At 56.1% G+C, this 20,750-nt stretch carries 12 protein-coding genes and 4 pseudogenes; 8 read left to right on the top strand and 8 right to left on the bottom strand.

Annotation, left to right across the window (positions count from 1 at the left end):
* Positions 1-83 precede the first annotated feature (83 nt).
* From tnpB to NKH98_RS31665, 3 genes and pseudogenes are all read right to left on the bottom strand, one after another.
* Positions 84-200 (bottom strand): annotated as a pseudogene (gene tnpB / locus NKH98_RS31655) (IS66 family insertion sequence element accessory protein TnpB); the annotation flags it as partial.
* A gap of 22 nt (positions 201-222) precedes the next feature.
* Positions 223-630, bottom strand: a complete 408-nt coding sequence (gene tnpA / locus NKH98_RS31660; protein ID WP_352904156.1) for an IS66-like element accessory protein TnpA — start codon at positions 628-630, stop codon at positions 223-225.
* A gap of 783 nt (positions 631-1,413) precedes the next feature.
* Positions 1,414-1,698, bottom strand: a pseudogene (locus NKH98_RS31665) (cupin-like domain-containing protein); the annotation flags it as partial.
* Between the two features lie 663 nt (positions 1,699-2,361).
* Between NKH98_RS31665 and NKH98_RS31670 the strand changes: the two are divergent.
* On the top strand, positions 2,362-2,502 hold the full coding sequence (locus NKH98_RS31670) for a hypothetical protein (protein ID WP_352904157.1): 141 nt from the start codon (positions 2,362-2,364) through the stop codon (positions 2,500-2,502).
* Between the two features lie 67 nt (positions 2,503-2,569).
* Here NKH98_RS31670 and NKH98_RS31675 read toward each other — a convergent pair whose 3' ends face one another.
* From NKH98_RS31675 to NKH98_RS31685, 3 genes are all read right to left on the bottom strand, one after another.
* Positions 2,570-3,901, bottom strand: a complete 1,332-nt coding sequence (locus tag NKH98_RS31675) for an HlyD family type I secretion periplasmic adaptor subunit (RefSeq protein WP_352904158.1) — start codon at positions 3,899-3,901, stop codon at positions 2,570-2,572.
* A complete protein-coding gene (locus tag NKH98_RS31680) occupies positions 3,898-5,406 on the bottom strand; it encodes an ATP-binding cassette domain-containing protein (protein ID WP_352904159.1) in 1,509 nt (502 codons plus the stop codon). Before NKH98_RS31680 ends, NKH98_RS31675 begins: the two co-directional genes overlap by 4 nt.
* Before the next feature lie 192 nt (positions 5,407-5,598).
* Positions 5,599-7,125: a hypothetical protein gene (locus tag NKH98_RS31685; protein ID WP_352904160.1), complete on the bottom strand. Its 1,527-nt coding sequence runs from the start codon at positions 7,123-7,125 to the stop codon at positions 5,599-5,601.
* A 633-nt stretch (positions 7,126-7,758) separates the two neighbouring features.
* On the opposite strand from NKH98_RS31685, the gene NKH98_RS31690 reads away from it, so the two are divergent.
* The 6 genes from NKH98_RS31690 (at position 7,759) to NKH98_RS31715 (ending at position 16,772) form a co-directional block, all read left to right on the top strand.
* A complete protein-coding gene (locus NKH98_RS31690; RefSeq protein ID WP_352904161.1) occupies positions 7,759-9,969 on the top strand; it encodes an ATP-grasp domain-containing protein in 2,211 nt (736 codons plus the stop codon).
* A gap of 46 nt (positions 9,970-10,015) precedes the next feature.
* On the top strand, positions 10,016-10,498 hold the full coding sequence (locus NKH98_RS31695) for a hypothetical protein (RefSeq protein ID WP_352904162.1): 483 nt from the start codon (positions 10,016-10,018) through the stop codon (positions 10,496-10,498).
* Between the two features lie 76 nt (positions 10,499-10,574).
* On the top strand, positions 10,575-12,032 hold the full coding sequence (locus NKH98_RS31700) for a Mur ligase family protein (protein WP_352904163.1): 1,458 nt from the start codon (positions 10,575-10,577) through the stop codon (positions 12,030-12,032).
* Positions 12,033-12,109: 77 nt separating this feature from the next.
* Positions 12,110-14,362 carry a CapA family protein gene (locus tag NKH98_RS31705; protein WP_352904164.1) on the top strand — a complete coding sequence of 751 codons (2,253 nt, stop codon included), beginning with the start codon at positions 12,110-12,112 and terminating at the stop codon, positions 14,360-14,362.
* Between the two features lie 178 nt (positions 14,363-14,540).
* Positions 14,541-15,434, top strand: a complete 894-nt coding sequence (locus NKH98_RS31710) for an alpha/beta fold hydrolase (protein WP_352904165.1) — start codon at positions 14,541-14,543, stop codon at positions 15,432-15,434.
* A gap of 132 nt (positions 15,435-15,566) precedes the next feature.
* Positions 15,567-16,772 carry a TadE/TadG family type IV pilus assembly protein gene (locus NKH98_RS31715; protein ID WP_352904166.1) on the top strand — a complete coding sequence of 402 codons (1,206 nt, stop codon included), beginning with the start codon at positions 15,567-15,569 and terminating at the stop codon, positions 16,770-16,772.
* Positions 16,773-17,243: 471 nt separating this feature from the next.
* Here the strand turns inward: NKH98_RS31715 and NKH98_RS31720 are convergent.
* Positions 17,244-17,570: pseudogene (locus NKH98_RS31720) on the bottom strand (IS630 transposase-related protein); the annotation flags it as partial.
* A 145-nt stretch (positions 17,571-17,715) separates the two neighbouring features.
* Between NKH98_RS31720 and NKH98_RS31725 the strand changes: the two are divergent.
* Positions 17,716-18,155: pseudogene (locus NKH98_RS31725) on the top strand (IS110 family transposase); the annotation flags it as partial.
* A 355-nt stretch (positions 18,156-18,510) separates the two neighbouring features.
* Here NKH98_RS31725 and NKH98_RS31730 read toward each other — a convergent pair.
* Entirely contained in the window at positions 18,511-20,277 is a 1,767-nt protein-coding gene (locus NKH98_RS31730) for an adenylate/guanylate cyclase domain-containing protein (protein ID WP_352904167.1), read from the bottom strand.
* Between the last annotated feature and the right edge of the window lie 473 nt (positions 20,278-20,750).

Genomic DNA, 20,750 nt, shown 5'->3' on the forward strand with positions numbered 1-20,750 from the left:
TTATGTGGCGGAGGCAAGCTGGGTTTGGCCGGCCCTGACGGGCGTCAGGGCGGCTCCGCCACATAATCTCGCCCGACGCATAAGAACGGATCGGCCCCCATCGTCTCTCGCACCAGCGCCGCCAATCCCTCCGCACCCTTGCGGAAGTCGACCGGCTTCGTCGCCACCAAGACCTTGACCGCACCCGTCGGCCCGATCACGACGTCGCCTTCAGCGCGCGGATCACTGCGGCCACCGTCTTGGTATCGGCGCCCGGCCGACGCGCATCGCGATGCCGTCGATCTCAAGCTCGATCATGCCCGCATCTCGGGTGGCTTGCCGTTTCCGCTGCTTCGCTGGACGCTTGGCTACAGGTTCCGGCGCCGTCACAACCGCCGGCACAAAGGCAGGAGAATCTTGCTGCACCGAAGCGGCCTGTTTGCGCGTTTGGCGGCGCCAGGCGAAGACCTGCTGCGGCCTAAGGCCATACCGACGGGCGACCTCGGAAATGATTGCGTTCGGCTCCAGCGTCTCCGCGATGATCCGCGCCTTGTCATCCACCGACCAATGACGCCGACCGCCGGCACCGTTGATCACCTCGAAACGCCGAAGCTGCCGCTCCGGGTCAAGCATAAGGTCAAGTCCAGACACAAGCCGATCTCCGATCCCAATACAGGATCGGCAACCTCACAGATCGCGACCACGCCCGAAAGGTGGTCCCACAACAGCGCTTACCCCCCCCTGCGCCGGGCAGAGCGACGTTACCTATGCGCACGGCGCGTGCTCGCCAGTGGGCTTACGGGCCAGAGAAATAACGCTCAGGATCAATCCAAGAGTACCCAGCGCGACAGACCACACGGCGAGCCATGCGGGAACATGCACGGCTGGATCAGGCACCGACAGATACCAGCGAACCCTGCCGCAGAATCCCATTCGCGTCAGCGTCAATTCAACATTCTGCTCACAGCGCTCAGCCAAACCATCGCGTAACCGCCGTCCCCTCCTCAGCTTGTCGCAGGAGGAAGGCGATCTGCACCTCCGAAAACTTCAACTCAGTGGAAAATTCCAGCTCAGAATGGTCAGAAATCCGGGATGCAGGTCACTGCCGAACAAGTAGTCCAACCGCGGGATGCGAGAGCGCCTCAAACTCTGCCTTCGTTAGGTCTTGCTCGGTCTGAAAACACCGCGCCATGAGGACTCCGAGATCTTCGGGGATCCGCAACGCCTTTGCTTGGTCCCGCCCCAACTGCGCCAGGAATGCGCACCATTGATCGTATTCCGTTTTGCCGGTGTCGCTCTTCCACTCAACATAGGCATGCTGGGCCAGAGTCTTAATTTCGTCGGTGGGGATCGGTCGATGCCGTAACGGTATGCGCCTTGCAGGACCTGATAGCCGAATACAAGCAGAGCGCCGGCCCAGTCCAGCGCACTCCGTCACAAACGCCGGTTGATGCTGACAGAGAATCCCTCGGTTTCAACCTCATGCCACCAATCGACCGGCATATACAAAACGTCACCTGAATTCAGTACGGCAATCTCTCCATGCAGTTGATTCAACAACGGGAACTGGTCAAAATCGGGATTATTCAAATCCACAAGCGCCCGCCTGGGCTTGTCGGCCGTCTTTTCATGCTGCGGATAGATGAAACTATAATCCCAAGGGGGGACCATTTTTACGGCTTTTGTCCCGTGTAGCTGCACCAGGAATGCGTACCAATGATCATAATGCGCCTAGGCGGTAACCCCTTCGGAAGCAACATAGGGAGACGAGCCAACGAACTCCAGGTCGCTTGGCCAAGGCAATGCCTCCAGAAGACTGCTCGGGACTTTCCCGCCAAACATGTAGTAGCGCTCATTTGCATCGATCAGTGGTTGCCATTCCCCCTGGCCTAGGATCCGCTCGAACAACTCACGGAAGGTCATTTCGTGTGTCATCCCGCTCTTGCGTAAGACATATGATGCAGTGGAAACCGTGGTCTCGTCCCATGGAACCACCGTAACCTGCCCGGTATGCCGCGCCCATTTGGGGTCATCCAATCCCCAACCGTCGGAGGCTGCAACCCAGCCTCGAACAACAGACGGCCGATTTTGTCGGATTGCCGTGGAGATTTGCTTGCTGTCAATCTCCTCGATCGGTTTTCATGTTAAGCTTTGGCGTTTCGCCAGCTGATTCAGCGAGTTTGGCGTTGCTGGCCAATGGTTTCCACCCTTATTGAGATGGCCTTAATCAAAGAAATGAAATACAATTTGCGTTTCAGTTGGACGATATGGGGCTGTCGGGACGGATGTCGTCGTGCAGTCGAATGGCAGCGATCCAGCGACTATGGTGTTCAATGGCCGTGCTGATCGACGAAAGCCGTCACCTGGCAGCGGGACACACCGATGGCCTGGCAGAGCTTGGCGCTGTTTCCATTCCTCACCGTGCGCGAGAATGTCGAGTTCGGCCTGCGCATGCGCGCCGTCGACAGGGCCGAGCGGCGGCGATGCGTCGACTGGTGGCCGCGAATCTGGAAGAAGACATAATACTCGATACTCGCCCAAATTATACTTGAACGAGAGCGTAAAAGCCTTTGTCTATTGCTCGTTCTCTTTATCCACGAAGGGCGCGATCCATAGCGGCGTAGACAGGAGCGCTGAGATACTCCCATGCTGACCTCGCTCCAGTTTCGATCATGACCTGCGTGCTCATCCCAGCTTGCAATGCCACAGGCGCTGCTTTCAAAGACTCCGGTCTCAGAACAATTCGAACTGAATAGAAAGCTTGACCGGTCCGAGGGTCAATTAGTCGGTCAGCTGAAAGAGTGCGAACGTCACCGCTCATCGGTTGCTGGTAACGTCTGCTCACAGCGCTCAGCCAAACAGTCGCGTGCAGCCCTACTTTCACCTGATCGACGTCGAGGGGGTCAACGTTCGCGACAACAACGAAGTTGTCCTCTTGAGGGACGATGTCCATTAGCGGCTCTCCGGCCGCTACGACCCCCCCATTCGTGTGGACCTTAAGTCCCACTATGGTGCCTGCGATAGGAGCGCGTATCTCGGTACGCGTCGCCACGTCATCAGCAGCGGCCATTCGCTGCTCGTATTCGTATATTTTGGCGCGTGTTTCTCCGAGTGCCTCGACAATATCGGCCGTCGTCGAGGCGTTAAGTTCGGCGATCTTGAATTTCGTCTCCTCCATCTTTTGCTGGGTCGCGCCGATCGATGCTACATACCCGCTCAGGGCACCTCCCACGTCTGCCTTTTCTCTTTCCAAATCTACAAGGCGTGTCCTGATCACCAACTTCCTTTCATATAGGCTGCGGACATCGCCCAATTGCTCCTCGATTAGCGCCAGTTTCCGAGTAGCCGCTACGACTTGTCCTTCAAAGCCCTCTATCTCCTTCGCCATGCTTCCGGTTGCTTGCTGCAGCAGGGAGAGCTGCTCTCTGAAGAGGTTTTGACGTGTCCGAAAGACACTCTCCTGCCCGGAAACAGCATCCGCTGCCAATTTGCCGGACACTTTCAATTCAGGCGGAATTTCGATCGTGTCCTTTCCATCTCTTTCCGCGACCAAGCGCGCTTCGGTAGCCTTCGCCTCGTACCACTGCGCCTTGATTTCATTTGCAGCGGCCGTCGAAGCGGTGTTTTGCAATCGTATCAACACCTGGCCTGGCGACACGCGATCTCCTTCTTGAGCCAATATCTCCGATATGATGCCGCCTTCGAGGTGCTGAACCGTCTTTACGCTAGACGCGACATTTACTATCCCGGTAGCCACGACCGCACCCTGGATGGGTGCCGCGACAAGCCACAAGCCGGTCGCGGTCGAGAAGGCAGCGACTATCGCGAAGCCAGAGATTACTAAACGCCTACCAAACGGCGGCGGATCTTCGGCTTGCTGGGTGCCGGGGTGTTTGGTGCCAAGGGCGAGCGGACCTATCACTTAACGCTCCGCAATTCAGTTTTCCCGAAGCGAACGGGACGAACGGAACCCTCGATGGGCTCAGGCGATCGACCTCCTAGAATCAGTGACCTGTCTACTAGCCCCGCAAGACGCTTGGAATGTCCGGACATGGTGACAATTACTGAACATCCCGACGCCTTCATAAGTCTAACCGTCGCTTCGAGAGTCTTTCTGGAGGAACTGTCCAAATTGGCGAAGGGCTCGTCCAGGACAATAAGCCTCGGCGCGCGAAACAGTGCCCTGGCAAGAGCTACTCGCTTTCGCTCGCTGCCGGATAGCCCGACCGAGTCGTCAAGCAGAGTCTCATAGCCCTGACCCAAACGAATAATAACCTCGTGTATCCCAGCAATTTTTGCTGCGGAAACTACGTCGTCGATAGAACTTTGTTGAAACCGCGCAATATTTTCCGCGACGGTTCCCTCGAAAAGTTCAACGTGCTGAGGCAAATAGCCAATTACCTCAGCTCGCACATAGTCAGGAAGCCGGGTGATGTTCATGTCCCCCAAGCGGATTTGACCGGTGCGTGGCTTGAGCAGACCTATCAGAAGGCGGGAAAGCGTTGTCTTGCCCGTTGCTGCGCGCCCGATGACCAACAGCAATTCTCCCGGCGCGAGGGCAAGCGACAGTTTCCTGAATACATCACCCCTCGATCCAGCATGCCTGAACGTGACCTCATCGAGGACCAACGAGCCTTGCGACGTTCCAGGAAGCAATGGCGGCTCTATGTCCGATGGTTTGACAAGTTCAGCCTTAATTTTGAAGTATGCTTCGCGCGCTTCCCTTAGACTTCTGAACTCCCGAGCCGCCTTTTCCACCATTCTATAAGCGAATCTAGCAATAAGCCGTGCTGCAAACAGCCCACCGAGCGATGCCCCGTCGTTTAGGAACAGCCAGACGCCCGATGCCAGCAGGACTATGGACAACCCGCGGTTAAGCGCCCGGATCACCGAATCAAGGCTCGATCCTCTGGCGTTAAGCCGATCCCGTTGCAAGAAGCCGTCCACTCTGTTCCTGCCCCACCGACCAACGATCGCGTCTGCCATTGCGAAGGCGCCGACCACGTCTTTGTGCCTCTCCGCGGAGACCAACACATCTTTCGCTTGCTTGGCAGCATCACGTTCGGCTCGGCGGGGTTCTCGTGTGAGCTTTTCCTTGAGCAGACTTATGCAGATCAGCAAGACCATGCCTGCCAACGCGATCAGGCCGAGAATCGGATGGATAAGGTATACGCACGACAGAAAAACAGGGGCCCAGAACACGTCCAGCCAGGCGGATAGCCCTCGCTCGACGAAGCTGGAGACCTTTTCGATACTGGTCAAGATAGGCGGATTGGCGGCGCCTGCAGTCAATCCGGCCTTCACGGATTGGCTGGTCAACTGGTGCTCGATCCAGATGCCCCATCGGGAAAGCATACGCCGGCGGATAGTTTCCAGCGCAGCGCCAGCTACCAGCGCGAGCAAGGCAGCCAAGGTCAGAACGACCAAGGTTTCTACGCTGCGGCTGGAAATGACTCGGTCGAATATTTGTATGAGATAAAGCGGACCAGCAAATCGGAGTGCATTGATAAACACACCGAAAACTACTATGGCGGCAAACCCAGGAACCGATCTTCGCCACATTTCGCTGAGGGGCGCACTGTACCGCGGGCCGCGTGTTCTCACCAAGGCCACCGTCTTTCACGCCCGCCCAAGCGGGGCATGCTGGTCGGCACCCTCGTTGAAAATCCCTGAGAAATTCATGATCATCTCGTCCAAATCGTCATGAGGGCTGAAAGCAGGCCCTGCATGAACATTTTGCTGATCAACTGCCTGCAACATCGACCAAGCTCCGCTCACGAGATTATCCATTTGGGTGGCGGACAGAGGAGGGCACCCGAGGGCTTGGACCAGGCTGCCCAGAGATGACTTGAGGGCCCTACGGGTTTTTGCCACCACTGCCGCTTCGATCAATTCGACCGGCGCCTGAATCGACATAAATAAGGGGTTCGAGCCAGGCGATAGCATCTCGGGCAGAGTGACGGAGACGCTCCCAAAGGGACTGGGCCATGTCGCCCTGCTGTCGCCGCCGGGCCTCGGACCAGGTGTTTCTCCCAACTCTGCCTGAACCAGTTCGTGCGCGAGTTGCCCCAGAAAATCAAGTCGCAGCTGGGAAGAATGGGCTCGACCCTGGCCGAGGGCCACCATTGGATTTGGGGAGTCAGCAATACGCCGAAGATATGGGTTATTACCCTGCCCGTTAGCCAATTTTTCAGAAGCGCGGGCCTTTAGAACGGGGCTGAGCGCCCCATCCTGGAGCTCCCATGGGGAATAGACATGCAGGCCTGTGGCTTCCTCAGCCTCCCTCACTCCCAGCGGCGATCGGCCGATCCTGCCGCTAATTGCAAGTACCTTGTGGCCAGCAGCGCGGAGTGTATCAACTCCATACTTTGCGCCCATCGCGTCATAAGAAGCGAAAATGGCGCCAAGAGCCATGCTACGAAATGATTCAGCCAGAATTAGCTCGGAAGTTTCCTTCTGCTGCAGCCCGTCGGCGATCTCAATAACGGCGACATCACATCCATTTTCAGCGGCATGGTTCAGTAGGCGGAACGCGCCCTTTTCGATCAATTCTACAGGGGCTAAATACGTCGTTGCAAATCCTGCATCTGTGAAATCAAGAACAATGTCGGCTCCGGCATCACGTACAATCCAGGTGTCGCCACCCGAGCCGGTTCCAGTAATTTTCAGTGCCGCGACCTTCAGTCCCGCCTTTTTGAACCCTCGGACCAATGACGTTGCCGTCAATGTCTTGCCGGCGTTCATTGACGTCCCAAGCGACAGAACAATCGGCAGGGAAGGGGGCAAATCGTCGGAGCTGACCTTGTAATCCCACACGTTTAGCCGGCGACCGAACTTGTCGCCAATCAGGCCGAGAGGGGTGATCTTGGTTGGCGCCAGCATGCGAGCATGCCTGGAAAGCTCACATGCCGCGATGCCTCCCCCCGCTACCAAGTCGCACGGCCCCAGATCGGGGCCTATTACGGCCTCGAACTGGTCAGGAGCATACCTGTTTCCATAACAGAGGATTATCTCATCTCCGCGAAACATGATCGCTTTTCGCCCGCAGATGAGCTCCAGTCTGCTGTGATTGCCGAGTTCATCAACGCGCGCCAAAACAAGATCGCCAGCGACGGGCTGTATGGGCCCGGTGACGAGTGTCCGCATGTGAGATGCCGCGACCCGGCGGGTAGCGAATGCGCGTTTAGCTCTCTTCAGGCGCCCGCGCTTAATTCTTGAAACGGACATGAATCCCCCCCAACTTATACTTACGATGGCATTTAGAAGTCTTTTTCTGTTCGATGTTATAAGCTTAAATCATTCCTTATGCTGATCTCCGTTTGCAATCGATTATTAAATAACCAATATGATTAGATAACTAGTGTTAGATAACCAATATGATTAGATAACTAGCATTAGATGCATAAAATACATACCCATGATGACGTCTTGCAACGGCTATTAACACTATAATGTCTGGATCTCTGCCATTCGAATGCATGACGACATCTCCCCGCGAGGCCACATACCATCCAGCTGCATTGTCCGGATCAGGCCAGCGGGAAATCCACTGGTCTTTCAAGAGAATAAGAACGCGACTTCCGGATGCTGCGGCCGTAGCGTTTAGGCCGACTGAACGCGGGGGATCAGATATAAAGCGTGCTTAAATGTGGTGGAATGCGCCACATCTTCGCCCCTTCACATCGGGTCTTGCCGAAGCCGCTCATGCCCATCGATGCGGTGCCCGTTTCGAGATGCATTTGAAGTGGCTGCAGCGGCAGCGTGGTCAGGAAGTCTGTATTGTGGGAGACGGCCGAAAAGCAGGCGGGGCGTGAACATCCGGGGGTCAAAAGTGGGGTTATGGTCAACCTATCTGAAGAGTTGGGAAAAATCGAGATTACCAGTTTTAAAGTGCTATCGGGACTGAATGTGCATAGCACGAACACGGTGGTCAAATTAACCCTGAATGTCGGGCGGCCAGCGGGTTCTCGCATCTCCGATTTTACTGCGCTGGCTCGCTCAGCGCTGTCCGAAATGTTCCCCGGTTGTGCACAAGACGCTTTGGTCCCTCAGTACATCGCCGATGCAATCCTGTCCGCTGATCTTGAGCTTCGCCGCGCGATGAATTTTTATTCGTTTTCGCCGATGGCGTCGCTAGTAGGCGATCCGTCCGAAAGCCATCTTGCGATCGTTTGGGAGTCGGATGACCCGCAGATGTCGCGCGCGGCTGCTTCGGCTGTCGTTGAAGCGGTTGGTGAGGCGGCGCAAGGCGAGGACGGGGCACCGAAATACGCTCAGGCGCGGGAGCTAAACCTGGAAAGGGCAAAGAAACGGCGTCTTTCAAATTCGACCGCTGTGCTGGTAGCTGCAGCTAAGAGAAATCGCATCCCGTTCGAGTTCGTTGCCCGTAACCACCTTCGCCTTGGCCAAGGCAAGCACCAGAAGCAGCTGTTCTCAACAATATCGGGTTCTACATCGTTTGCGTCGGCGAAAGTGGCCTTGGACAAAAGGTTGGGCAACAGACTCTTGGCGCAAGCGGGGATCACAGTACCCCGTCAAATTACCGTTCGCACCAAATCTGAGGCCGTCGCTGCCGCCAAACAGCTGGGCAAGACCGTGGTGGTCAAACCGGCTCAGGGAAATCAGGGGCGGGGAGTTTCGGTTAAACTGCGGGGACGCCGTGCAGTTGAGGCTGCATTCGACATAGCGCACGACATACCTCACTCAGAGCGGTATGGCGTCTTGGTTGAGCAGTTCATCGCCGGCCCGGAATTTCGAGCTACAGTCGTTGACTCTCATCTCGTGGCAGCGGTCATGTGTTGCCCCTCCCAAGTCATTGGCGACGGTGAAAAAACGATACTCGACCTGATCGATGATTTGAATCGAGAACCGGACAGGGACGGGAGACGTCTTTCTCCTGTAGAAATTGACGATGAGCTGCTGCGGCATCTAGCGTTGCATCGTCTTACGCCGGAGTCCGTCCCAATTTCCGGGCAGCCTTTGGTTCTCCGGCCTACCGGTCACCTCGCCCGTGGAGGCATCCCGGTCGATGTTACAAGCTCCGTTCATCCGGATAACAAGCAACTGTGCGAGCGCATCGCCAAGGTCATCGGCCTCAGTATTGCCGGGATAGACCTCATCATGCCCGACATTGCAAGATCTTACAAAGAGGTCGGGTGCACTGTCATCGAGGTAAATGCACGGCCGGGGATCGAGTTTCATCTTTGGCCGCGAGCGGGGATCTCGAGAGATGTGAGTGAGATAATCCTGGCCAATATGTACAATGAGCCCGGCTCATCGGAAATCGCCACCGTACTCGTCATTGGCGATCGACACACTGGTGCGGTTGCGACAGCAATCGATCATCGGTTCCAGGCGGAAGGGCGAAGAGTTGGTCTCTTGTCGAAAAGAGGCGCTTACATCAACACTGTACCCCAGGAATTTGGCCGGCGGACAACCCCGCAAATGCTGGCCAGAGACCCGTTCCTGGAAGCCCTGGTTTATGCAGCCTCTCCAGACAGACTTTGGGCGAGCGGTCTTTGTCTGGGTGCCTGCCGTGCGGTCTCGATGACTCGAACGGATGCAGATAATGGTACAGTTCTCGAAGATCTCGCTCAGCGGGTGTTGCAGTGCGGCAACCAGGGTTATTTCATTGTCAACAGCGAAGATGAATGGCCCCGCCGTGCGCTGTCGACCTTGCCGACTACGCGGCTAATATTGGTCAGTTCCGAGCCTGATATTGATACCGACCTACGGCGGCACCTACAGAGTGGTGGTTTGGTTCTAACTTTGAGATGGAGCACTGACGGATCGGGCACCAAAATGGCGCTTGTGTCGAGATCTGGTGAGCTAGCCGCGGAACCCGTCGCATCTATGTCTCAGTCGCGGCCACCGCAAATAAGGGCTGCCATGCACGCAATGGTAATGTCGTATTTGGCAAAAAAGGATGGCTGGTTCGATGAAGTGCCCCCGGTTCCTTCGGTTCGGCCCGAGACGAACGACGTTCGATAGCAGTAATGAGTTTATCGATTCTGCTGAAACAAAGGAGAGTAAAGTTATGGATACTGTTTCGCCAACTGCCACACCGACTGTTTCGCTAAATGATGCGGCGACACTCGTTGCTTTGACCTTGAAACGCACCACAAACAAAGCGGGACAGCCGCGAACCCGTTCAAGAATGTCGTACAAGACATTCAGGCGCCTAACTGGACGGCGTGTCGGCGGGGCAGCGTTCGTGAAAGGCTTCACGGAGGAATTGTTGAAGCTAGGCTGGCTGATGGTCCGTATGCCATCGGCTTACGGCTTCGTGCGCGCCGCCTCCCTCGACAAATGGCCTTTGTCAAAATCGAAGATGGCGGCGGAAGAACTGAAGCTGATCAGGGAGGGATCTCTGGCGAAGGCGCTGGACAACGCTCGGGAAGAGCTTGGTGAATCAAGTGACGTTCACAATTCGTCGGACAACGGTGAGCTAACGGCGATGGCCGGAAGCGCAGCAAACGGGAAAACAAGAAGAAAAGAGCGGCTGGCGAGGGGTCAGTAGACCCAAGTGGCAGCGCATTAATCTGTCCCCGACGCGAATTCGGGGCACGTAGGTCATAAGGATTTGTGAGGCCTGGATGAACGATCGATCTGTCTGGAGCGCAGAAGAGATTATCCGGGTAACGGGGGGAAGATGGCACATCGAGCCAAGCCTCGGATCAGTGTACACGAGGGTGACCTTTCCTGTCCGTTATGTTCAGGAACGTGCCGTTCTATTGCACGTGGTGGGTCGTGGGTGGCCCACCAAAAGTATTGATGGGTCTGGGCAGCACCGTTCGAATATAGATGAGCTAATCCTTAGATTTGGTTCTGTACCAGGTCTCCTGATCGTGACGTCTGAGGTACCTACGACCAAGACCGATTTGCCGGTCTTGGTCGTAGAATCCACGTACGAATCCTTGTTTGCAATGGCCGAGCACCGACGAGCTAGCTTCTCCGGTAGAATTGTTGCAATCACAGGTACTGCTGGAAAAAGCTCGACGAAAGATTTTCTTGGAGCACTTCTAGATATAAAAGGACCTACTTACGCGTCTGTCGGAAACTGGAATACTGTTGAAGGAATTGCGTTCAATTTGGCCAACCTGTCGTCCGAGGACGAATTTGCAGTGATTGAGGTCAGTGGAGGAGCGATTTTAGGCATGCGCGGTCGCTCTGCTGTAGAAATGGTTAGGCATCATGACGCCATCATAACTTCTATTGGGGTAAACCTTACGTCGCGAACACCGACTGCTGAAAGTGTTGCGGCGGTGAAATCAAAATTATTTTCAGCCCTACCAGATGACGGTCGTGCATATCGTCCATTCGAAATCCAATGCCACGAAATTCTCGATGCAGCGGCCGATGGCAGGCAATTGACAATAATCGGCCAGCCGAACGCAGGAGCAATCGCAATAAATTTGCTTCGTTCTGGTGTAGCTTCGAGTCTCATTAGTATATCTTGCGGCTCTAAATCCGATGAAGCCGATGTGTCAGTCGTCGGATCGGGTCAACTAAGTAACTTATCACTGGCTGCGCAGTGCGCTTCGGATTTTGGTTTACCTTTCAGTGATTTGGTCGAGGGCATATCCCACTTGAAAATGGCGCGTCGCAAGATGGAGTCGCACACGACGACGATTGAACAAATGCGCGTTTCTTTTCTCGACGACTCCCACAATGCTACGCTGGTATCATTCCGGAGTGCATTAGATCATGTGCAAATGAACAAGCATTGTGTGTCGCGGATCGTGATAATAGTTGGTAAGATTGTTCATATAGACGGTATGGAGAACACTGTCTACGATACACTAGCCGAAGAAATCTGGCGCCTTTCGCCATTTTCAGTAGTCTTGTTCGACAATGGATTAGAGCGGCTTGCGGATGCGTTGAGATGTTATGGCTTGAATGCAGTCGAGTCGAGCGACCCCGTGCACGTAGTTTCGCTTGTACGTTCGTCGCTTGTCGATAACACCCTAATCTTTCTAAAAGGGTCGCATAGGGGAACCCGAATACGCGAACTGTCTCAGGTTATTCGAGACAGATTGTGGCCCCTGCAGTAGGCGGTGCAGGTATGGCCATTGGCTCTGTCTACGTCTGGGAGCGTTGCGATTCGGACCTTACTGGCGGGCGGGTCCATTTGAGCAAGGTTGAACTACCCTTTCTAGACGCAAACGCCGCAGGGCCAGGAGGCCTGCTCGGGCGGTACGTGGATGTGATTGGCAATGGTTCCCCGGCCGGATTGCCAGTGGCAGAGATGCGCTGGTCAACTGGCCGGAAGAGCGAAACTCTGCCGGACGAACACGGCAACTATGTTTTCAACCCTTTTGGGGGCGGAATTCTTGGTGGACAGGAAGGTTATGATGCTGCCGGACGCTTCGGTCAGGTCAACGTCTACTATCACGTCTCGTTGATGGCTCAGCGCATGAACGAGGTGCTTCGTTCACTTGGGGAGAACCCCTTGCCGAAGGTCAGGGCGGTCATCAATGCGTACCAGCCGAAGAGAGACGGCCGGGCCGCGCAGAAGGATGCCGCCGGCTGGGGGCCCGTCAAGGGAGCCAAGTACCGATATCCCGCAAGAATGGAAAATCTCGACCGTTTTTCGATTCCGGTTTGTGGGGAATTGCTGTTTGGGCCGGGGCTTTCCGTCACCACGGAAGGGTGGCTGCCACGAATTTCAGGCGGCGCTTATCTCTGTGGCCCATCCCACAATGCCAGTTTCATATATCAGGCCTTCGCACTTCACGTGCTGCGCCACACCGCTGACATCCAAGCTGATCGGCTGCATGCGCCGTGCACCAGTTTCAGCAGGCCGGGCGCGCTTGAGTACGCCCTGAGCACGTACCTGGCGGCCTCGATGCTCTCGACGCCCCACATATGGTGCTGGCATCTCCGCCACGATGCAGAGTTCGTACCCTCTGATACTCTTGCCAATGATTCCCACTTGGACGATGCCGCCATGCCGGCAGCGGAGGCGCTGGTCGCGCGGGTCATGGCGGGGGCAATGTGGGATTTGCACAAGGCCTTTCCCGGAGACGAGCGTACCTGCACTTCATTAGTTATCGCTGCCCTTTTGGCGATGGGTCGACTTTCTGACAGTCCGTACGCCCCCTCCCGGGCTCGAACTCGCGCCATCAGGTCGTCTCCCGAGAATTTTGCCTCTTGTTTGCTTCATGTGGACCGAACGAGATTCCGCAGCCGCTACGAAACGCTGATCCGCAATGTATTTCAGAGGCGTGGGGTAGGCTTTAGTTTTGATGCACTGCAACCTTCGGTTCCGCCACTTCCTTATCGGTTGAGTGAGTCCGAAGACGTCCAGCGCCACGTAGCAAGAATTCGCGAAACATTTGCAGAGGTCATAATTCCGGACGACACCGATCTGATAGACCCCGACCAACTTGAACTGTTCCTCTCCTCGTCCGCCAGCGCCCCTTACAATCTGGTAGCGGTCGGAGACGTCATGACGGGAATGCGGATGCGGCATCGTATCCGGAAATTCGGCCCCGACTATCCTTTCGCCTGGGTCCAGCCGATCTTCCGGCGCTGCGCCTTGATAACAGGAAATCTTGAAGGGCCGTTCTCCTCTAACTCCGAGAAAGCAGAGACCACTCGGAACTACTCATACAAGGTCGATCCCAAGTCAGCCTTTGTCTTGCGCCGTGCTGGGTTCGCCGCGATGACCATCGCGAACAATCACATTCAGGATTGCGGTCGAGGTGGCGTCCTTGAGACGCTCGACACTTTGGAGCGACACTCCATCAAACCGTACGGCGGTGGCCGGAACCAGGATACCGCGCACGATCCAGCGATTTTTGATGGCGTGGATATCCGGATCGGACTTCTCGGATACTACTGGAACCGTCGAACCGCGGCCCGGGGCGACATGCCTGGCTCCGCACAAGACCTACCCGAGTTCGTCGAGCGGGACCTCGCACGACTGCGTCCGCTGGTCGATCGGATCGCCGTGATGGTGCATTGGGGTATACCGTACCAGCGCCAACCTACCGAGGAAGACCGCATGAAAGCACGGCGGTTTATCGACCTGGGAGCTGATGCAGTCATAGGCCATCATCCGCACATCCTCCAGCCGGTCGAAATCTATAAAGGCCGGCCGATATTATACAGCGTTGGAAATCTCGCTTTTGGATCTGGAAACAGCAAGGGTGAATGTATCCTGCCATGCTTTCGCTTTGGCATTAAAAAAATAGATTTGGATATTTATCCTATCTACGTTCAAAATCGGGATCCTCGCGTTGATTACCAACCAAAGGTGATGGGCGGAGCGGCTGGCCGCGCGACAATCGACCGGTTGCTCGCGCTGTCGCCTGGACTCGCCGATATAGCCGCAACCGTCCAAGACAGATGCCTTAGATTATCTATTCCCGCGTGCTGAGGTCAATGGACGCGCGTCCATGTTTAGCTCAGGGGCCTCGATTCTCACGGCGCTTTCGGGGATTTTGCCTGGGGCCAGATATGCTGAAACGAACTCTTTACCAATTGGTCGTTTTTGTTTTGTTTAGCTGCCACTAATACGCTATCCACTCGTGGCTGATTGTCCATAGGAGCGACAGGTGCGATTCTTAATCCGTCTGTTAGTCGCAGCCATCCTGGGCTGTGGCTTGATGCATTCAGGCTTGGCCCTTGCCTGGAAAGTCGGCAAGGGTTCGACCTCAGCAACCGTCAATGGGACGAAGTTGACGGTATACACCTATCACCCCAAGTACTGCAGCAACCCATCGATCCTCTTCGTTTTTCATGGGGTGGGTCGGACTGCTTCATCTTATAGAGACTATGCGCAAGCTCTTGCGGATCGAAACTGTATGATCGTCTTTTCGCCGCTATTCGATGAGGAGCGCTTCCCTAGCTGGAAGTACCAGCGGGGTGGGGTCATCCACTACAGCGTGATTCAGCCGAAGGATCAATGGACGGTTGGATATGTAAAGGGCCTCGTGAGCTGGGCGAGAGTGCGGGAGGGCTTACCGGCAGCCCCCTATTATCTGTTTGGACACTCGGCGGGAGGGCAATTCATATCCCGCGTGGCGGCATACTCTCTTGCTGATGGGAATAGACTGGTGGTCGCCAATCCCTCCACTTATGTGCTGCCGTCGCTGGCAGAGGCCGCTGCCTACGGGTTCGGCTGTGCGCCTTCGTCCAACGGGCCGCAATGCTTATACAGTTCCACAGAAGTAACGCAGCAATTAAAGGCTTATCTAGCGCTGCCAATGACGATCTACCTCGGAGAGGACGATACAGGTGATGAGAATTTGAGCGAAAGCGCCGCTGCTATGCGTCAGGGAGCGACACGCTTGGAAAGGGGTGAGTTCACATTTGAGCTGGCGCAAGCTGTCGCGACAGCTAATGGGTGGCCATTAAACTGGCGCCTGCTGATTTTGCCTGGTGTCGGACATTCGGCAAGTGACATGTTGCGGTCCGATCAGGCGGAGCAAGCCTTTGGTCTTAAATGAGAAAACAGCAGCTGGGATCAGGTTCCTCTGATAGTTAATTTTTTCAATCCGTCGCTCGGCAAATCGGGCCCTGGTCGAGAATAATCCAAATTATCTTCGATCTTGAGTGTTCTCCAGAAGAGGGCATTTTCCATGCGGAAGCTGAAAGATCTGGTGCTCAACCAGCGGGGGACCTTTGCCGTAACGACCGCCTTGCTGGCTGTGCCACTAAGCTTGGCCTTGGGCCTCAGCATAGACTTTACCAATGCCGCTTCCTGGAAATCCAAGCTGCAGGAGATGGCCGATTCGGCGGCTCTTGCTGCTGTCGAGAGCGATGGAGGAAACGAAGAAGCCGTCCACGCCGCGAAGAATTGGGCGCTGGCCAATGGCTCCTTCGTGACCGGCGCTGTCGTTGGGGTGAGCATCACCACTCCTACTGCTGGGACGCGAGAGGCGGCGGTTGAAATCTCAGCTGGAATGCCAACCGCTTTCATGAGTCTTGCTGGAATTCGGAGTATTAACCTTCACGTGGCGGCAACGGCCCGAAAAGCCGCGCCAGATTATTGCTTCTATGTCCTCGATCCTGCCTCAAATGGAGCGCTGACGGTAATGGGTTCCGGGGGCCTTTCGGTGCCAAATTGCGGTATCCAAGTGAATTCCTCCAGTCCAAGGGCGCTGAGGCACGATGGAACCGGAAAGATCATCGCCAGGGAAATCTCTGTAGTGGGCAATTACCAAGGCGGCGGTTACACCATCGTCCCGAAAACCAACCAACCTCTGCTCGCCGACCCGCTTGTCAATATACCAGAGCCCGTTCCTCCGAACGGTTGTGATTACAGCAATCAGATGCTTTCCGATGTTACCATTCCGGCGGGCCGGGTGTTCTGTGGAAACATCGACCTCAATGGAAATGTCGTACTTTCTCCCGGAGTTCACTATCTTCAAAACGCAACAGTGAGCATTGGCAGCTATATGAATCTCTCGGGCGACGAAGTCACGATATTCGTCGACTCCGGGTCAAGCATTATTCAGGCAGCTGGCCCAGGGGGCATAAGGATTTCGGCTCCCACGAGCGGCATTTACGCTGGCATCGCTATCTTCGGGTCACGCACAGTTACGCCCTCTGTGCCAACGGTCTCGTTATCCGGAAACAAAAACTACTTAATTGAAGGGGCTATCTACCTGCCCCACCATCGTTTTCGGATGAGAGGGACAAAAGACCTGAAGTCGACTGCCAATTCAGGTTGGATTGTTGCCTGGCAATTTTTCTATGGTGGCAACTCGAGTGTGGCCCTGGACTGGTATGGTGCGACTCCGCCGAAAGGCCTTGGAGACTTAGGAATAGTGCTCCTTCGCTGAAGCAATACTGATGTCAGTGCTCGGCACAGGGCTATATCTTTGTTGTTGCTGCATTGGGCTCGGACCAACCAACCATTCCCGGCGGCTGCCGTTATATGCATGGCCGAAATGACCGAGCGGGCATGACTGTGCGCAGCTCTTCGGTTTGGCGGTATCCAGCCGGCGCTACCCTGGTCACCCGGAGGCAGCAGAGATCGAATCAGGCGGCGAAGCACAATGTTCCGCCAAGTGCCTGAGACTGTTTGGTAGTGGAACCAGTCATAGGCGGAGCTGATCTCCGGTCAATGTTTCTGCTTTGGTCCAAAAAAACAGCGAAATTCGACGAATCTCAACGTTTCGGGCACTCTCGATCTCAAAATCGATGCTATATCGCGGCGGACTAGCGTCCAAATTGCCGGCGCAAGCGCGTTACGACTTCATCCAGGCCCATGGCGTTCGAAGCCTTCACAAGAAGCCGGTCCTTCGCCCGCAGCCGTGACCGCGAAGCCAGGCGCTCAAGGCGCTGCGGCTGATCCGCACTGACTGCTCGGCGACGAGCCGCTCCACCATCTCGTTCAGCGTGATGTCCTTGCGCTCCTCGATCAGCCCGACGATGAAGGCTTCATGCGCATCGAGGCTGGAGGCGCGGCGGCGGCCCTGCGGGCGTGGCGCCAGTTCGCCGATCTTCGCCCGCGCAATCCAGCGGATCGCGCTGGACACTCCCACGCCGAACCGCGCCGCCGCTTGCCGCGCCGACATGCCCCCGTCCGAAGCCTTCAAGACCCGCGACCGAAGATCACCGCTCAATGCTCTTCCCATCGTCCACCTCCATCGGGGTGGATGTTGAATCAGCACAAAACGCAGCCGTCACATCACAATCGATTCATCGATCACAGGACGTGCTCTAGGATGAAAAGCGGGCTCTCGATTGACACCGGGCCCAGGCATCGAACGGAGGACAGCCATGGCGCAGTATATCGGTCTCGACGTATCCACGAAACAGACGGCAATTTCGATTCGTCAGGAGGGCAAGAGGATCTGGCGGGGCAAGTGCGCGTCGGACCCGCAACTGATTGCGGCGGCAATCCGCAAGCGCGCACCCCAGGTCCGGCGGGTGGTATTCGAGACGGGGCCGCTGTCGGTGTGGTTCTACCACGCGCTGACGGCAGAAGGCCTGCAATCTGCATCGACGCGCGGCATGCCAAGGCCGCGCTGGATATGGCCGCGAACAAGACCGATGCGAATGATGCCGATGGCCTGGCACATCTGGCCGAGGTCGGCTTCTACCGAGAGGTTCGGGTCGAAGGTTTCGACAGCATGCTGATCCACACGCTGATCACCGCACGGCGCGAGCTTCTCAAGATGCGGTTGCAGATATCCAACCAGATTCGCGGGCTCGTTCGGGCTCGTAGTGCCCATATAAAGGCACTGCGCGCCGAAGTGATCGATCCAAAGATCGCGCAATTCAGGGGTCGGCTGGTCGACACCGCGGGCGACAGTCTGCTGATCGAGTTTCCCAGCGCCGTCGATGCGCTGCAGTCCGCAGTCGAGACGCAAGAACGCATAACGGCACGCAATACGATAGCGGATCTTCAACCTTCAAGGTCACATGTGGTAACTGGGCCCGAGGAGGACACTTGATGCCCAGCGCCGTTTCGTCCGTCTTGCTGCCAATAGCTGTCCAGCCCGACGCACTGTCTGATTCTTTCGACATAGATTAATTGCGAGGGCCTTGGAAAACGGCCCTTTGCCATGCCGCCTAGTCCGGCAGGCCCGCCAGACGCCAGCCATCAAGGAACGGCTGCGCAGTGCTCATGCTCCTAAAGGGCGAGTTCGCCGCCCAATCACCGACCCTCCAATTTGGATTGCCCGCAAGAAATAGGCGGGCTTCCTCCTGTGCCTCAGGCAGGCGGCCGGCAAGGGCAAGCGCGGCAATCAGGTGCTCCCTCGAACCTGTCCCGTAGGTTTCTTCCCGGCTCAAGGACACAACAGCTTCTTCGTAGTGACCGGTGGTAATCTGCGCAATTCCCACGATCCAAAAATACCAACCAGGTGGACGAGGATTTAAACGGAGCGCCTCTGCACAAGCTATCAGCGCCTCTTGCGGCTTGCCTAAGTAGATTTGAAGCTCACCAATCCATGCAACCGCATCTGCATTGTTAGGATTTATCCGAATGGCAGCATCGAATTGGAATTTTGCTTCATCCCAATTGCGCTCAAAAAGCTGAACGCAGCCCAGGATCCTGCGAACGTTGGAATCGCCGGGATCGATTTCCATGGCTCGTTGTGCGTGCATCAGCGCCTTTGCGCGACCGGGTATCTGGGGTTCTCCCCAAATAATCCAGCCAAATAGCAGTGCAAGCGCAAGATTGCCGTGCGCTTCACAATAGTTTGGATCGAGTGCAACGGCACGTTCCAAAGCTGAACGCGCCTCGCTGTTGTCTGATCTGGAAATGTTCCATTTGCCTCGCGACCTAACACAAAGATCATAGGCTTCGAGATTTGACGGTCGGGAACGGACAACAATATTCTTTTCACCAAGCTTGCCAGAAATCGCTTGAACAACGCGTCGCGTGACCTCGTCCTGAACTTCAAAGATGTCGGCGATTTCGCGGTCGAAGCGCTCGGCCCACAGGTGATTGCCGCCTTCCGCCGCATTGATTAGCTGCACATTGACACGCAACCGCTTGTTGGATCGTCGGGCGCTACCCTCGAGAAGGTATTTGACGCCCAGATCGCGAGCGATCTGACGGACGTCGGTGGGCTTGCCTTTGTAAGCGAAGGTGGAGTTGCGGGCGATGACGAAGAAGCCGGGCACATTCGATAGATCGGTGATGATGTCCTCCGTCAGCCCATCGGTAAAGAATTCCTGTTCGGCATCGCCACTCATGTTGACGAAGGGCAGCACGGCAATCGAAGGCTTGTCGGGCAGCGCGAGCGGCTGCGAAAGCTTCTCCAGCACAAGGGGCTGAGCTGGTGCCGCGGTCTTGGCCTTAGTGGGAACGCCGACCTGTAGCGAATAAACCCGGACCGGCTCGGCGATGTTCTTGAGCTGAACCTCGCCGCGATCGTTGATCGCGATATCGAGCCTTGACTTTACCTGCCAATAGGCTTGCTCGGAAAGACAGATATTGCCAGGTTCGCAGATGCCTTCTAGGCGCGCGGCGATATTGACGCCATCGCCCATCAGGTCGCCATCGCGTTCTTGCACGACGTCGCCCAAGTGAATGCCGATCCGGAACTCGATGCGGCGATCATCCGGTACCCCGGCATTGCGCTCAAGCATGGCGTTCTGCACTTCAATCGCGCAGCGCACTGCTTCGACCACGCTGCTGAATTCGACGAGGCTCCCGTCGCCTGTGCGCTTGACGACGCGACCACGATGAACAGCGATGGTGGGATCGATGAGATCGCTGCGCAGCGCCCGCAGCCGTGCCAAGATGCGATCTTCATCTGCGCCGGCTAGCCGGCTGTAGCCGACCACATCCGAGACAAGGATCGCTGCTATTTTGCGGGTCTCGCTCATGTCGTGCTCCCTCTATCCAGTCTGGCACTGCTGTCCGACGAGGCGCGCCTTCTCAACATAGAGCGGTTAGGCCAATGGAAGATAGCTCCGAGCCATTAGTGGGATGGTCCGCATAGGATCGACTCCCGTCATTCGAGACAGTTGTCGGGCGCATAACTGCGATGTCCGCTTTTGGTGAATGGACGGGACCGCAGGAATGACTGCCATCGGGCGCAAAGATTATTGCCAGTGAGCTGTGCGCGCAAATCGGGAAGATGGAAGGGCCGGAGGCAGGAGCACGGCCGCAGGCCGAGGCGCTAATCAAGCGGGTCGGCAATGATCGCGAAAAGCTCAATACGGCCTGCAGCGAAACTAAAGAAGTAGTCGCGCGTTGGACGCGGATAACGCTATTTCGTCTCTGAGTATGGTTTAGGTCAGAGTGGTCAAGCCAACGTCGCATAAGGCAATCGATGGGTCGAGCGCTAGTCAAGCGA

The sequence above is a fragment of the Mesorhizobium sp. M0833 genome, assembly GCF_040319905.1.
Classification (GTDB): Bacteria; Pseudomonadota; Alphaproteobacteria; order Rhizobiales; family Rhizobiaceae; genus Mesorhizobium.

What these genes read in the sequence shown, in the direction of transcription:
- NKH98_RS31695 (WP_352904162.1), top strand. Translation starts at nt 10,016, where the DNA reads ATGGATACTGTTTCGCCAACTGCCACACCGACTGTTTCGCTAAATGAT.
- NKH98_RS31730 (WP_352904167.1), bottom strand. Translation starts at nt 20,277, where the DNA reads ATGAGCGAGACCCGCAAAATAGCAGCGATCCTTGTCTCGGATGTGGTC.
- NKH98_RS31715 (WP_352904166.1), top strand. Translation starts at nt 15,567, where the DNA reads ATGCGGAAGCTGAAAGATCTGGTGCTCAACCAGCGGGGGACCTTTGCC.
- NKH98_RS31670 (WP_352904157.1), top strand. Translation starts at nt 2,362, where the DNA reads ATGGCCTGGCAGAGCTTGGCGCTGTTTCCATTCCTCACCGTGCGCGAG.
- NKH98_RS31700 (WP_352904163.1), top strand. Translation starts at nt 10,575, where the DNA reads ATGAACGATCGATCTGTCTGGAGCGCAGAAGAGATTATCCGGGTAACG.
- NKH98_RS31685 (WP_352904160.1), bottom strand. Translation starts at nt 7,125, where the DNA reads ATGCGGACACTCGTCACCGGGCCCATACAGCCCGTCGCTGGCGATCTT.